Genomic DNA, 14,723 nt, shown 5'->3' with positions numbered 1-14,723 from the left:
TATAAAAGGTTTTTTAATGCTGGAATTTTTAACTGATTGGTACAAAACCCGCTTTAGTGATCCACAAGCCATAACGTTAATGTTTATCATTATTGGGATCGGTCTTGCATTGTACTTTGGTTCCGGATTGCTTGCGCCATTGCTGGTTGCTTTAGTATTAGCCTTTTTACTCGAATGGCCAGTAGCACAAATGTCGCGCCTGGGGATAAGTAGAACGATGGCGGCTTCGATTGTGTTGGTAGTCTTTTTAGGCTTAATGATCATTTTGATGTTTGGCTTGGTACCGAGTATTTGGCGTCAAGGGGTGTCATTGGTCACCGATTTACCCTCAATGATCGATAAGGGCATGTTAATCGTTAGAGAGTTTAGTGCCGATTACCCTCAATTTGTAAGTGCTCCGCAACTTGATTCGATGATGGAAGAAATCAACAAGATGCTTGATACTCAGCACCTTATTGATTTAGGTAAACAAATTTTAGGTTATTCTGCATCATTATTAGTGCTGATGGTGTACGCGATTTTAGTGCCTTTATTAGTCTTTTTCTTTTTAAAGGATAAAGCGTTTTTGCTCAATGGCAGTAAACGTTTTTTCCCAACGAACCGTGGTTTAGCACGCAAAGTATGGTTTGAAATGGATCAACAAATTTTTAACTATATTCGTGGCAAAGTGATTGAAATTGTTATAGTTGGAGTAGCCAGTTATATCTTTTTTGCCATCATGGGACTTCGGTATTCTGCCTTACTCGGTGTACTGACTGGTTTGTCTGTTTTAATCCCTTATGTTGGTGCTACATTGGTGACATTACCCATTGCCTTAGTGGCTTTTTTCCAATGGGGATTTAGTGCTGAATTTGGTTACCTAATGTTAGGTTATGGAATTATTCAGGCATTAGATGGTAATGTGTTGGTACCGCTATTGTTCTCTGATGCTGTTGATTTACATCCGGTAGTTATTATTGCTGCAGTATTAGTCTTTGGTGGTTTATGGGGCGTTTGGGGCGTGTTCTTTGCCATACCGCTAGCATCGCTAGTCAAAGCGGTAATAAATGCTTGGCCAAATAACCAAGAGCAACAACAAATTAAGTTCGACTCTGAGTAGCCGTTGTATGTTGTCTTAGGCAGGTCTGGAGGTATATAAATCAAAGCTAACGCCATCGTGGTGTTAGCTTTTTTATTATGCGGTTAGGGCTCTGCATCGCTTGTTGCGGGAGTAGCGATATGTAATGAGATAAAACACCTAAATGAGTGCTATATAAATAACAATAACTCAGTACGCTGGCGCACTTATATAATAATATCGTTGCAGTGATTACCGGGATAGATGATCTTCGGCAATTATAGTGTGTTGTGTTTATTCTCTTTGTCGTCTTCTTTAGAAGGTTGTTGATTAAGTTCCTCAGCAGGCTGTTCTGAACTGCTTTTAGGTTCCACTATACTGGCTTCGTCTTTATGCTCACCAAATTGAGGCATTTTAAACTTGGCCGAATATTTCAATACCGCAATATTACTCGCAATAACGCCGAGGACTAAAATAATGATTAGCCATACTTCGTAGCCTTCTAAACTCATGGTAAACTCCTGTTTAACCTTGGTATTATTTAAGCTTGGTATTGTCTAGCCGTGTTGCTGGGCAACTGCGGCTAGATTAACACATGTTAGTTAGTCAACGGCTAAGCGTAGCTCACACTTGCGAATATCTTCAGGGGTATCGACTTCTGGAGAGTCAAATGCACTGATCGCAATTTTAATTTTGTGGCCATATTCAAGAGCGCGTAGCTGCTCTAATTTTTCGAGATCTTCAAGTCTGCCTAAAGGTAACTTAGCAAATGCATTCACAAAACGCTTAGTATAAGCATAAACACCTAAGTGTTTATAAACTGGATAGTCATTAGTATCACGGCCAAAGGGAATACGTGCTCGTGAGAAATACAATGCATTATAGTCATTATCGAACACCATTTTAACGTGCATCGGATCGTCTAATTCGCGTTTATCAACGATTTCAAATCCTAAGGTCGCCATTTCGAACTCACCAGGGTGACGTTCAAATAGGGTAATGATTTGCTCAATTGAAATGGGATCAATCAGTGGCTGATCGCCTTGTAAATTAATCACTAAATCGTCATCACTCAGACCCAGTTGCTCAATGGCATCATTAATTCGGTCGGTACCTGAGGCAGCATCTGGGCTGGTCATTACCACTTTACCACCAAAAGATTCAACTGCATCCTTAATCCGGTCGTCGTCAGTAGCGACATAGATATTATCGACGCCTTTGGCTAAAGAAGCGCGTTCATAAACGTGTTGGATCATGGGTTTACCATTAATCGGGGCTAGCGGTTTGCCCGGGAAACGGCTTGAACCATAACGTGCCGGGATTAATAGAGTAACATTCATTAATATGACCTACTTGTGGTTGTGACTATAATATAGACAATAAATAAAAGGGCTCATAAGAGCCCTTTATGACGTAATATACCGTTTATTATATACGACGGAATAACTTAGTCAGCATTTCATCGGTAACTTTCTCTTCCCAGCCTTTACCATACACGTTGTCCCAAAGTGGGCCCATGCTCTTAGTAACAGCAACCATCTTAGCGATGGTTTCATCTGGTAAGTCTTTACAGATATTTTTAGGTAAAGTGATGTTATGAATTTTCATCATTTTACGGAACTCAGTTACACCTTCAGGATAGAATTCTTCAAGTACGTCAAAAGCTAAACAGTTACCAATACCATGGTGATATCCCAACACATAACCTAAACCGTAAGAGACTGCATGACATGCTCCAACTTGGCTATAAGCAATGCTCATACCGCCCATGTAAGATGCCATCATTAACTTGTCATCTTTATCTGCGTGGTCGTCTAAGAACACCTGACGACATAAATCCATTGATTTTTCTGCAAATGCTTTAGCAAATTCGTTTAAATAAGTACCTTGCAATGATTCTACACAGTGAATAAAGCAATCCATTCCGGTATAGAACCACTGATCAGTTGGAACCCCTGCAATTAACTCAGAGTCCATAATAATTTGATCAAACACAGTGTAGTCAGAGTTTAGTCCTAGTTTACGAACTGGCCCACACAATACCGCAGTACGTGATGCTTCTGCACCAGTACCTGATACTGTTGGAATACCTATGTGGTGAACCGCAGGATGTTTAATTAAATCCCAACCTTGGTATTCAGAAGAACTACCAGGGTTAGTTAGCATTAACGATACAGCTTTGGCCAGGTCCATCGTTGAGCCGCCACCTAAACCCACTACGCTTACTGGTAAGGTAGTGTTAAAAGCGTTAACTTGCGTGGTTAACGCATCAACTTGTTCAGTTGTTGGCTCATCATCTACGTTGACGTAAATCAGTAGGTCGTGTGCTTTAGTGGGTACACGGTCTGCCAGAGGCTTGCCTTGGTGTACATCATCAACTAGAAAGACCACAAAATCGTTAGCCTGTTTACGTTCTTGACCTAACACAACATCAAGTTGCACAAACGAGCCACGGCCGAAGATCATTTTTGGTACACATTTAAAATTTTTAAAACTCATTACAACAGTCTCCATTGAGATAAGTACTGTAAAAAGTGCTCTGAGCCATTACTGGCACAGAGGCATTAAGACTAGGCAAAAGCACGTTTGATGTTTTCAATACGCTCAGCAATTTGCTCATCTGTCCAAGATAACTTGATCAGCATCGAAATTGTACGGCTCATGATAGCGTCAGATTTAGGTGTCAGTACCTTAGTGTAATCTGGACGATCGGCTATTAACATAATCGGTAACGCTGCAGGAGCTTTGAGCTCTTGAATGTGCTTCCAATTTTTAAGGTAATGCCAGTTGTTAATATACCAATAAAAACAACCATCAACTTTGTTGGCAGCCAGCTTTTTATTAATTTCTTGAGCACGGGCTTCTGTTGGCATCATAAAGGTTAAGAAGCCAGCTGAGTCGCCTTCTGGATCAGGAATTTCACGGAAAGTAATTTCAGCAATAGATGCCATAGCATCTTTAATGGTTTTTTTGTTTTTACGCTGAATAGCAATGATTTTATCAAGCTTACGTAATTGTGCTAAACCCATTGCCGCATTCATTTCAGAGATCCGGAAATTCAAACCCATAATAGGGTGTGATTCTGCGCCGCGATCACTACCGACGTGGTCATGACCATGATCTGAAAACATGTGCGAATGATTATAGATTTCACTGTTGTTAGTCACAATTGCACCACCTTCACCACAGGTGATGGTTTTAACTGAGTCAAAAGAGTAGCAACCCACGTCACCAATAGTGCCTAATGCTTGGCCTTTATAACTGCCACCGATGGCTTGACATGCATCTTCTAAAATCAGTAGATTATGCTTTTTACACACCGCTTTGATTTCGTCCATTTTAGCCATAGAGCCACACATGTGGACTAGGTTTATCGCCTTAGTACGCGGTGTAATAACGGCTTCAATGCCTTCTGGCGATAAACATAATGTTTCATCAATTTCAGCAAAAATAGGTATCGCACCGGCCATAAACACGGCTTCAACAGAGGCGACAAAGGTAAAAGGAGGAACAATAACTTCATCGCCAGCACCCACGCCCGCTGCTGCCATAGCAGTTTGTAATGCCGCTGTGCCACTTGATACTAAATGAGCGTGTTTTACGTTCATTTTTTCGCAAAGCAGTTGCTCCATATCGCGGGTTTTCCAACGATCATTGCGCATATGGTCGAAGTTATAACGGAAGGTAAAACCGTTCTCCATTACGTCAGCAACTTCCTGCTTCTCTTCAGGACCAAATAATTCAAAACCAGGCATGGAAATAATCTCCTAAAAATTCTGCGCATAGTAGCGCTAAATAAACGCGATGATTATAACGTTCTTCAGTGGTGGTTCGCGACTTTTATTGCATATTTTTAATGACAACAAACAAAGACCTGTTAAATAACAGGCCTAATAAAAGTGTAAGCGGAGATAGAATGAACAGTTATACAAAAATTCGGCCATGAATACGGTCAATGGTTACATCTAAATCTGTGAGTAATCCATTATTAATCCCGTAAATCCAACCATGTATTGCTACCTCTTGACCACGATCCCATGCTTCTTGAACGATGTTGGTCGATACCACATTTGACACTTGTTCCATTACATTAAGCTCACATAGGCGATCAAAACGTGCTTGTTCACTCATCGATTCAAGCGCGTCTTCGTGAATACGATATATGTCACGTAAATGGCCAAGCCAATTATCAATTAACCCTAATCGCTCTTTATTCATTGCTGCTCGCACACCACCGCAACCATAATGTCCAACCACCATAATATGCTTTACTTTCAGCACATCGACAGCGTATTGCAGCACAGATAAGCAGTTTAAATCAGTATGGATGACCATATTGGCAATATTACGATGAACGAAAACTTCACCGGGTAACAAGTCGATAATTTGATTAGAAGGCACCCGGCTGTCGGAACAACCAATCCACAGATATTCAGGGTTTTGTTGTTTGGCTAATTGTTCGAAAAAGGTTGGATCTTCTTTATTGATCCGTTCAGCCCAACGGCGATTATTATCAAATAATGGTTTAAGAAGTTTCATTGGTGCTCGAATTAGGTCGTTGTTTGCCTGTAAGGAATTACAGCCAATATGTCATTTTGTACGAGTATATCAGCTATGTTGGCGTATCTGGTCTATCCATTGGCGTGATTAATTAAAATTAATTTTATCTAAAAAATCAATAAGATGCTGATTGAAAAGGTTGGATTTTTCGATGTTAGCTAAATGACCAGCTTGTTCAATATTCAATAATTGGCTGCCATCGATTGAGTCATGCATTAAATAACTTTCAAGTGCGGTACGTAAATACCCCCTCAAACTCGCAACAACTAAGGTGGGTAAGGTGAGAGCCTCAACAAATTCGAGAGTGTCACGTTTAAAAATAGCCATATTCGCAAATTTAAGTAACACCGTTATTTGTGCGCTTGAGTAAGTGGTTAATTCAACTCTGAATTGCTCTACCACGGCATCAAGCTTCGCGTCTTGGTCAATTAACTGTTCAATGTCTTTACTAAAAAACAACGGGCTAATAATGTGTGCAAGCGCTGTTGAAATGGTTTGCTCGTTAGCAATTTGCGCCATTAACCCTTGGTATTTTACGCAATTAACTTGCGGTTCGAATCCGACAAAACTGTTAAGCATTATCAGCGCATTAATACGCACCGGTGCGTATAAAACAAGTTCTGCAGCAATGGCTCCGCCACTACCATGACCTATAATAGCGGCCGATTTGATGTTAAGCAGATCCATCAAGGTTAATACCTGTTGTGCTACATCTTGTAAATTTTGAGTGGTCTCTGGAATAGTGGTGGTTTGACCATGACCCCAAAAGTCGATGGCGATACAACGGTACTGTGATGATAACGTATTGATTTGTGAACGCCACATAGTGCTACTAGTGAGTAAGCCATGGCAGAAAATAATAACAGGCCCGTGGCCTTCATCTGAGTAATATAAAGGTTGGTTATCAATTATTTTATGGAGCATTAAAGTAGGCATAACAGACTCATATAAAGGAATGTACGCGCAGACATTAAGTCGGAGAGGGCGCAACAAAGAAAACGTAATGATTAACTAACTCGGTTAGTCGTTCAAGTAATGGTGATTTTAATGATATTTCTGCAGCAGACAATACTTTTGCTAATTCCACTGCGCTAAATTGAGCTAACAATTGATTAGCGACTGGAAAATAGCTCATATGCCAAGGTTCTGGGCTCACACCGCTTAAATGCGGTTGATAAGGAAAATAAAATCCAAATTTAGGCGCATGTATACCAAGCCACTGATGCAATGGAGCACAAGGGCCATCATTTGTGTATTCTGCAGTAATTAATTGTAATTTTTTTTGATTAATACAATTAGCATCATATACATCAATGTCTGTTCCCCAATGATGCCTAGATGCACCGGGTAATGCAGACCATATCAAAATTGTATCAATCAGTTTTTGGGGCGTGAGCGCAGCAAACTCCAACGGATTTGAAGTGCTATCAAGTAACGGACGTTGACCACTTGCTTTAGCATTCCAAATACTCAATTGGCGATCAAACGGCCGATATGCCGAACATATTTGCACATCAAATCCTGCCACTAATGCAGCATTTTGTAGTTGTGTAAATGCAACTGCAGTACGTTGTTCAAGTAAATACTGCCCAATGGTAACCAAATGGCGGTCACCTAAACCGTACAGTTGAGCTTGTTCATTTGGTATATCAACTATGGGTTGTTGTGGGTTTATTTGCACAGAAGCTTTTCCAAAATGCGTTCATAGCAGTTAGCTAATATCTCTAAGTCGGTCACGTTGACACACTCATTAACTTTATGAATCGTGGCATTTACCGGGCCTAATTCTAATACTTGCGCACCAGTTGGCGCAATAAAGCGTCCATCTGAAGTGCCTCCAGAGGTTTGCGGATCGGTTTCATAACCGGTCACTTCGCGAATCGCCTCGCGCGTGGCATCAAGGAGTGGGCCATCACCCGTTAAAAAAGGTAAGCCATTAAAAACCCAATTGATATTGTAATCTAAGCCATGGGCATCAAAAATACTCACCACTCGCTTAATGAGATCTTCTGCGGTGACCTCTGTAGAATAACGGAAGTTAAACATCACTTGTAACTCGCCCGGGATTACATTTGATGCCCCCGTACCGCCATTAACATTAGCTATTTGGAAACTGGTTGGTGGGAAAAACTCATTACCGCTATCCCAATGCATTTGCGCCAGTTCTGTTAATGCTGGCATAGCTTTGTGGATTGGGTTGTCGGCAAGATGAGGGTAAGCGACATGGCCTTGAATGCCATTAACGGTTAAGTTGCCCGTTAAGCTTCCGCGGCGACCATTTTTAACCACATCACCCAACTTGTGTGTTGAGGAAGGCTCGCCTACTAACGCCCAAGTTAGTTTTTCATTTCGTGCTTCGAGGGTATCAATAACGCGAGTGGTACCGTTAATAAACGGACCTTCTTCATCACTGGTAATTAAGTAAGCGATAGAACCATTGTGATTGGGGTGTTTAGCGATAAATCGTTCGGTAGCCACAATCATTGCCGCTAACGATCCTTTCATGTCTGCTGCGCCGCGACCATGAAGATAATTATCAATAATGGTTGGCTCGAACGGAGGGGTGTGCCAGCGGTTAAGGTCGCCAGTAGGAACAACATCGGTATGGCCTGCAAAACAAAAAACAGGATCGCTATTTCCCCGTCTTGCCCACATATTGGTGGTGTCTTCAAACACCATAGGTTCAATATTAAAACCAATAGCAGCAAGTCGATTGGCCATTAAATTTTGGCAACCTTCATCTAACGGTGTTACCGATGGACGTGATATCAGATCTTTTGCTAATTCAACTACATCATTATTCATTATGCGAACCACGCTTGGTATTGAGCTAGGTTAAAACCAACCAGTAATTTATCGTTGTTGACGAGGACGGGACGCTTAATCAATGTTGGATGTTGCACCATTAAAGTAATTGCTTTGTCTTCTGATATATCAATTTTTTCGGCGTCAGTTAACCCCCGAAAACTGGTACTGCGTTTGTTAAATAAGGTTTCCCAACCAACGACATTAGCCCACTGTGCAACGGTTGCTTCGCTGAGGCCGTCTTCACGGAAATCATGGAATGTGTATTCAATTTTTTCGGCTTCAAGCCATTTGCGCGCTTTGCGAACGGTATCGCAATTTTTTATGCCATATAAAGTCAAAAGAGTACTCCATTAATGTCTATTGGATTGTAACGTTAAGATTTAGCTCTCAAGATGAGCCTGAAAAAGCAGCCTTAGTTAACCGTGATAATATTAACATTGTGGCATTGTGAAGCGGCTTGAACAAGCTGAAGAAGGTGTTTTGAAAAGATTTCATAATATGCAACCTAGGCTAACTTAAGCCTGAGGTTGCATATTAATGTGTCGCTAAGCATTGGCAATAACCACTGGCTATACGAGGTAAATAAAGTGGTTAATTATGCCCCACAAATAGAGTTACTCTGAGTAAAATTACATTTGCACGGTAAAAATAATATCTTTACCAGCAATGACACTACCCTGAGCCTTATCTAATTGTTTAACATCTTCCATATTGGCCAGCACCACAGGGGTTAACAGGCTGTCAACTTTACCGCGTAAATAAGCCAAATCAAATGATAAGATAGGTTCACCCGCTTTAACTTGTTGGCCTTCTTCGGCTAAACGTTTAAAACCATTGCCCCTTAGCTCAACAGTGCCAACACCAAAATGAACAAACAATTCTAGTCCTTGCGGTGATTCGATGCTAAATGCGTGATTAGTTTCAAAAATTTTACCGATAGTGCCATCAATTGGGGCGACAATAAATTCGCCTTTAGGGTCGATAGCAATGCCATCACCAACAATTTTCTCAGCAAATACTACGTCGGGTACTTTTTCTATTGCAACAATATCACCCGATACGGGGGCATAAATAGCGATACCCCCTGTTAATGGTGGTTGACCTGAAATAAGTCGTCGAATACGGCTTAAAAATCCCATAAGAACTAGCCTCTTTTATTAATATTTTTATGCGGTTAATTGTAAACGGCTCTGCAAACTTTACCAACTTTATTCGTGAGATTAATCACCATCGAGTGCAAAAACGTTAATGGCTTTACGAATATCAGTAATACGAGTTAACAAAGCGATGTGTTGTGCATGGTTAACAAATTTAGTGTAATTCCCTTCAATCAGAGCCACTTTTACATCTAATAAATTAGCCGGATTAATACTCAACTCATCAAGTCCAAGTCCAACTAATAGAGGTAAGACCTGAGGATCGCTACCAAGTTCACCACATAAAGAGACCTTAACGTTAGCCTGTTTACAGTGATTAATGGTGATGACCATTAATTGGATAACAGCGGGTGACAATGATGGGTATTGCTTTGCTAAATGCGGATTAGTGCGGTCTGCAGCTAAAGTATATTGGGTCAAGTCATTGGTGCCAATACTAACAAAGTCAAGCAGTGGCAACATACTTGGTAGGTTTAATACAGCAGCAGGGGTTTCAACGACAATACCATAACTCAGATTACCAAAGCCTTTTTGTTGTTGATTTAACTCTGCTTTAGCATGTTCAATTAGTAAAAAGGCGGCCTCAAGTTCTTCTACCTGACTAACCATGGGGAACATTAATCGAACTTGGCCATGCTTAGCTGCCCGAAGTATTGCTTTTACTTGAGTGATAAAGGTGTCTGGATTCGCCAAACTATAGCGAATACCACGGATGCCGAGTGCGGGGTTCTCTTCGTTGTTTTGCGCCAAGCAAGGTATTTCTTTATCAGCGCCAATATCAAAGGTGCGAATGGTCAGTATTTCACCTTGTAAGCTATGAAGCGCATCGCTATAGAGTTTATATTGTTGCTGCTCATTTGGTAGAGCTTTGGCATTCATCAATAAGAATTCGGTCCGAAACAGGCCAATGCCTTGAGCACCCACATCGGTTACATGAGATATTTCATTCAAGTTGCCCACATTGGCCAGCAAAGTGACTTGATGACCATCACGCGTTTGGCTGGGTTGATCTTTATAAATCATTAATGCCTGGCGACGCAGCAATTCTTGTTGTTGTTTTTGCTTTAGTTGATCAAAAAGTTGAACTGACGGGGCAATATGTAACTCACCAGACATCCCATCTAAAACGATTTGTGTACCATCTTCAATCGCATCTTTTATTTGTGAGAATTGGTAATTAAGTAATGCTGGTATACCTGCCGCTCGAGCCAAAATAGCTGTGTGACTTGTTAAGCCGCCCGATTCGAGAATAAGCCCAGTAATGTGAGTTAATGGTAATATGGCAAATTCAGCGGGAGTTAGGTCATCAGCCAGTAATATGGTGTCTTCTGAAAGGGTAGATAAATCCCATTGTAAATGGCCATGTAATGCACTCGTTAAGCGCTTAGCTAAGCAAATAATATCGCCGCTACGATTAGCCAGATAAGGATCATCTAAAGCCGACATTTCTGCTGCATGCTGATTAAAAATCCGATCAACCGCAACGGCGGCACAGACTCTAAATTGACTTATGTGTTGATGTAGTTGCTGTTGTAGTTCCTCATCTTCGAGCAGCATTATGTCGCTATCAATAAGTTGGAAATGATCACAATCTGGACACAGATGATGTTGGCAATGTTGTAAATGAGCAACGAGATGAGTAATGGCTTGTGTTAGCTGTAGTTGCTGTTGGTCAATTTGTTCAAGAGAAAGCAGTTTAAAATCCAGTGGTGGTAGTTGGGTGGTGATAGTCAGTGCTTTACCAAAAGCGATGCCAGCAGATACAACGATTCCATTGATTGACATAACGTTGTCCTATTAACGATGGCTGTGCTAATTAATGATCAGCCTAATATTACCAGTCCTAATTATCGGTCCTAACTATCGATCCTAATTAATGATCTTCATTAACTGAGCGTAATCAGCAGTGAGGCGATTTTATCAACGGCTGCTTGGCCATGTTCACCTGAAGCAAATACCGTTACAGATACACCTTGATATAAGCCTAATGTTTGTAATTTAAACAAACTTTTAGCACTAGCTTGCTTGCCATTACACTCTACCATAACGTCACAGGCAAATGCTTTAGCTTCTTTGACTAATAAAGCAGCAGGACGAGTATGAATGCCATGAGGGGCAACAATGGTAACCGTTTTTTGATACATAGATAAAATACTCAATAACGAATGACAACTAAATACTTATATATCTAAACAGTTCAAATAGATGCCTAATAAAAATCACCATAAGGCACAGTCATATTTGGGCTAAATCGTTCAGGTATTTAATCCGATGAGCACAATATACCCTAAAGTGAACATTGCTAAAAGTGATGCTAGAGGCAAAGTTTTTACCTGCTCGGATATTTACCTTTTCACATATTCATCCTTGCAACAATGCACCAAGGCAAAAGGCGACATTACCTCTTAGCGCCAATTATCATTAACCGGCACTAAGAGTAAGATACATTAGATTTTAAACTGCCTTAACGTTTGGCTCATATCAACACTAATTGTTTGTAATGATTGCGCTGCTTGGCTATGGGTTTCATTGGCCGTTAACGACAGTTCGGTGAGTTCAGAAATAGTATTAACGTTGACATTAATGTCTTCGGTGACTAATGCCTGTTCTTCGGTAGCGCTAGCGAGTTGCGCTGTCATGCTACTGATATTATCGATAAGGATTAAAATTTCGATAATAGCATCACTAGATTGCACAGCTTTAGATTGCAGCTGAGCAGACTGTTGTTGTGTGTTAGTAATACTGCTGATAACCGATTGAATACCCGTCTGAATTAGGCTAATAATTTTATTAATTTCATTGGTAGACGATTGCGTTCTATTGGCTAATGCACGTACTTCATCAGCCACAACCGCAAAGCCTCGACCATGTTCACCTGCTCGAGCAGCTTCAATGGCAGCATTAAGTGCAAGTAAGTTAGTTTGATCTGCAATGCTACCAATAACATCTAGAATACTGCCAATCTCAGAAGATGATTGACTCAGGGTTAACGACACTGTTTCTGCTTGATGTAATTCCTGGACTAAATCTTCTGTTTGCTCCACTGTTTGTTGCATCAATTGTTGATTTTTTTGGGCTTGATGTTTCACATTGGTAGCGCCGTCAGCCGCATCTTGAGTGTTACGGGCCATTTCTTGGCTGGTGGATAACATCTGGTTAATTGCAGCTGCAACGCTTTGGGTTTCACTGTGTACTTGATTCGCGCTTTGATTTGATAATTTAACGGTATCTAACAAATGCATCGCTTCATTGCTTAAGGTATGCCCAAGAGGTTGCAAAGTGGCAACCATATTGGCAATTTTAATCACAAATTGATTAAACGCATGTGCCAATTTTGCCACTTCATCATTGCCTTCAGTCGATAAACGCTGGGTCAGGTCGCCTTCACCTTTGGCTATTTGCTCCATAGCATCAATAGTGACCTTCAGAGGCTGGGTGATAGAATGATTAAGCAATAAAAAGAACGCAAAAATAGGCACTGAAATAATCATCATAATAATAAAGTAATCAATAATGATACCCATCATGCTGTTATTCACGGCGTTAACGTTCACTTGGGTGATTAACGTCCATTCCAGTGTCGGATAATATCGTGCCGCCGCCAGAACGGTTTGCGATTGATTTTGATGATCGACTATCGCGAACTCAGCTTGGTCGGTTTGATGTTGTTTGGCCGAGGCAATAAGTGGTGGGTAAGGTGCTGAACCATCAATGGCCATTAACGTGTTTATCGGTTTACCGATTGAAGCTTGGCTTAGTGGATTAACAATAATGCTATTTTGATTATCCACAATAATAAAGGCTTGATGTTCAGAGACCTTAATGTTGCTTACAAACTGGCTGATTGCTGTGGCTGTCGCGTCAGGATTAGCAAGCTTGAAGGCATCTAGCGTGTTACCTAATAGATTAACTTGCCCGGTAACCTGTTTAAATTGTTGTTCTATTAAATGATTGTATTGTTCTTTTATCGAAAAAGAGCCAAAAACCACAGTGCCTACAGCAGCCAAAGCTAACATAATGAATAAACGCTTTAAAATGGTTAAGCGTCGTAATAATTCAATCATTACCTGTCCTAGTTCAAAATATCCTATAAAAGTTAACAAATTATAATGAATATAATAAAAAAAATAAGCTTAAAAGATTGTTTTTGTGAGCAGACAGTACATTTTTTACATTTGTAAGTGTGATGTTTGTTTTTAGTAAAATGTTTTGATTATCAATTGATTAGTGTAGCCTTGAGATTAACCGATTAATTAACATGCTAATTGGTTGTTTTAATTTTGATTTTTTTTCGATTTACCCGCAAGATTAGCTTAATTAATGGATAAGGTATCAACGTTATGAATTCATCTTCTACAGTCAAAAATGACGACATTTTACTTAAGCTTTGTCATTCAGTTTCTCATGTTCTTTCTAGCACTAGTGCGAGCCATGTTAGTCATGCTGGGATGGTTCAAAGTATTTCTCGTACCCGTTTAAAACCTGATTTGGCTTGTTTCTCTATTTTTGACGGCGGCTTTTCTGGTTTAGTCGTGATCAATTTTTCTGCTGCAGCAGCGATTGAAATTTATCGCCGTTATATGCTCAATATGGGCATGCCTGAAGCGGAATTAGCGTTTTCGCATACCTCTGATGATGTCAGTAATGTGATGGGCGAATTAATGAACCAGATTTTAGGTGATTTTATTGGCAAAATATCAAAAGAGTTACAAACCTCAATTAGCCAAAGTCAGCCAAAAATGTTGGTAATTAATAAAGAGTTGACCATTTCAGTTGATACTAATCTCGATAATGCAGTCGCTAGGAGAGTGTCTTTTAAAACTGAAAATAATCATATTTTCTACCTTGAATTCGCCATGGATAAAACCGAGTTTATTCGTTCGGCAGACTTTGAAATGGACGAGGAGTTTGATTTAGATTCGTTAATTGAAACTCATGGTAAAGCAGCGCAAGTTAACACTGCTAAATCAAAAGATGTATTAAATGATCCCAATATTAAAGGCATTGTTGTCGATGACGCTGATGACTTGCTTAGTGAGCTTGGATTATAAGTAATGCAGATTGAGAGAAATAACCAAATAAGCAATTCATCTTGGTTGTTTCTCTCGATTTAGACCATCTTGGTTGTTAATTTCTTTATT

General features: G+C 40.2%; 15 protein-coding genes. 2 read left to right on the top strand and 13 right to left on the bottom strand.

The window, feature by feature from the left end; all coding sequences use genetic code 11:
• Positions 1-16: 16 nt before the first annotated feature.
• On the top strand, positions 17-1,099 hold the full coding sequence (locus EGC82_RS12970) for an AI-2E family transporter (protein WP_124731137.1): 1,083 nt from the start codon (positions 17-19) through the stop codon (positions 1,097-1,099).
• A gap of 236 nt (positions 1,100-1,335) precedes the next feature.
• Here the strand turns inward: EGC82_RS12970 and EGC82_RS12965 are convergent, their stop codons facing one another.
• The 13 genes from EGC82_RS12965 to EGC82_RS12905 form a co-directional block, all read right to left on the bottom strand.
• On the bottom strand, positions 1,336-1,569 hold the full coding sequence (locus EGC82_RS12965; protein WP_124731136.1) for a DUF2897 family protein: 234 nt from the start codon (positions 1,567-1,569) through the stop codon (positions 1,336-1,338).
• A 90-nt stretch (positions 1,570-1,659) separates the two neighbouring features.
• Entirely contained in the window at positions 1,660-2,397 is a 738-nt protein-coding gene (gene kdsB / locus EGC82_RS12960) for an 8-amino-3,8-dideoxy-manno-octulosonate cytidylyltransferase KdsB (RefSeq protein WP_124731135.1), read from the bottom strand.
• A gap of 88 nt (positions 2,398-2,485) precedes the next feature.
• Positions 2,486-3,556, bottom strand: a complete 1,071-nt coding sequence (gene kdnB, locus EGC82_RS12955) for a 3-deoxy-alpha-D-manno-octulosonate 8-oxidase KdnB (protein ID WP_124731134.1) — start codon at positions 3,554-3,556, stop codon at positions 2,486-2,488.
• Positions 3,557-3,627: 71 nt separating this feature from the next.
• Complete coding sequence (kdnA, locus tag EGC82_RS12950) at positions 3,628-4,812, bottom strand: 8-amino-3,8-dideoxy-alpha-D-manno-octulosonate transaminase KdnA (protein WP_124731133.1); 1,185 nt, start codon at positions 4,810-4,812, stop codon at positions 3,628-3,630.
• 169 nt (positions 4,813-4,981) lie between these two features.
• Positions 4,982-5,596, bottom strand: coding sequence for a carbonate dehydratase (gene can, locus EGC82_RS12945; protein WP_124731132.1), 615 nt, complete (start codon positions 5,594-5,596; stop codon positions 4,982-4,984).
• A 108-nt stretch (positions 5,597-5,704) separates the two neighbouring features.
• Positions 5,705-6,553 (bottom strand): alpha/beta fold hydrolase, encoded by an 849-nt coding sequence (locus EGC82_RS12940; RefSeq protein WP_124731131.1) that lies wholly within the window; start codon positions 6,551-6,553, stop codon positions 5,705-5,707.
• A 34-nt stretch (positions 6,554-6,587) separates the two neighbouring features.
• On the bottom strand, positions 6,588-7,298 hold the full coding sequence (locus tag EGC82_RS12935; RefSeq protein ID WP_124731130.1) for a M15 family metallopeptidase: 711 nt from the start codon (positions 7,296-7,298) through the stop codon (positions 6,588-6,590).
• Positions 7,289-8,422 carry a succinyl-diaminopimelate desuccinylase gene (gene dapE / locus EGC82_RS12930; protein ID WP_124731129.1) on the bottom strand — a complete coding sequence of 378 codons (1,134 nt, stop codon included), beginning with the start codon at positions 8,420-8,422 and terminating at the stop codon, positions 7,289-7,291. Before dapE ends, EGC82_RS12935 begins: the two co-directional genes overlap by 10 nt.
• Positions 8,422-8,763 carry an ArsC family reductase gene (locus tag EGC82_RS12925; RefSeq protein WP_124731128.1) on the bottom strand — a complete coding sequence of 114 codons (342 nt, stop codon included), beginning with the start codon at positions 8,761-8,763 and terminating at the stop codon, positions 8,422-8,424. The genes dapE and EGC82_RS12925 overlap by 1 nt, the downstream gene beginning before the upstream one ends.
• A gap of 291 nt (positions 8,764-9,054) precedes the next feature.
• Entirely contained in the window at positions 9,055-9,564 is a 510-nt protein-coding gene (crr, locus tag EGC82_RS12920) for a PTS glucose transporter subunit IIA (RefSeq protein WP_101087606.1), read from the bottom strand.
• 81 nt (positions 9,565-9,645) lie between these two features.
• Positions 9,646-11,367, bottom strand: a complete 1,722-nt coding sequence (ptsP, locus tag EGC82_RS12915) for a phosphoenolpyruvate--protein phosphotransferase (protein ID WP_124731127.1) — start codon at positions 11,365-11,367, stop codon at positions 9,646-9,648.
• A gap of 101 nt (positions 11,368-11,468) precedes the next feature.
• Entirely contained in the window at positions 11,469-11,726 is a 258-nt protein-coding gene (locus tag EGC82_RS12910) for an HPr family phosphocarrier protein (protein WP_124731126.1), read from the bottom strand.
• 303 nt (positions 11,727-12,029) lie between these two features.
• The gene (locus tag EGC82_RS12905; protein ID WP_124731125.1) at positions 12,030-13,646 is read right to left on the bottom strand and encodes a methyl-accepting chemotaxis protein; all 1,617 of its coding nucleotides are present in this window, start codon (positions 13,644-13,646) and stop codon (positions 12,030-12,032) included.
• A gap of 276 nt (positions 13,647-13,922) precedes the next feature.
• Between EGC82_RS12905 and EGC82_RS12900 the strand changes: the two genes are divergently transcribed.
• The gene (locus EGC82_RS12900) at positions 13,923-14,633 is read left to right on the top strand and encodes a DUF3334 family protein (RefSeq protein WP_124731124.1); all 711 of its coding nucleotides are present in this window, start codon (positions 13,923-13,925) and stop codon (positions 14,631-14,633) included.
• Positions 14,634-14,723 lie beyond the last annotated feature (90 nt).

It is taken from the genome of Shewanella livingstonensis, assembly GCF_003855395.1.
GTDB lineage: Bacteria > Pseudomonadota > Gammaproteobacteria > Enterobacterales > Shewanellaceae > Shewanella > Shewanella livingstonensis.
Note: the sequence above shows the minus strand (reverse complement) of the source record. Positions and strands in the feature narration are given on the sequence as shown.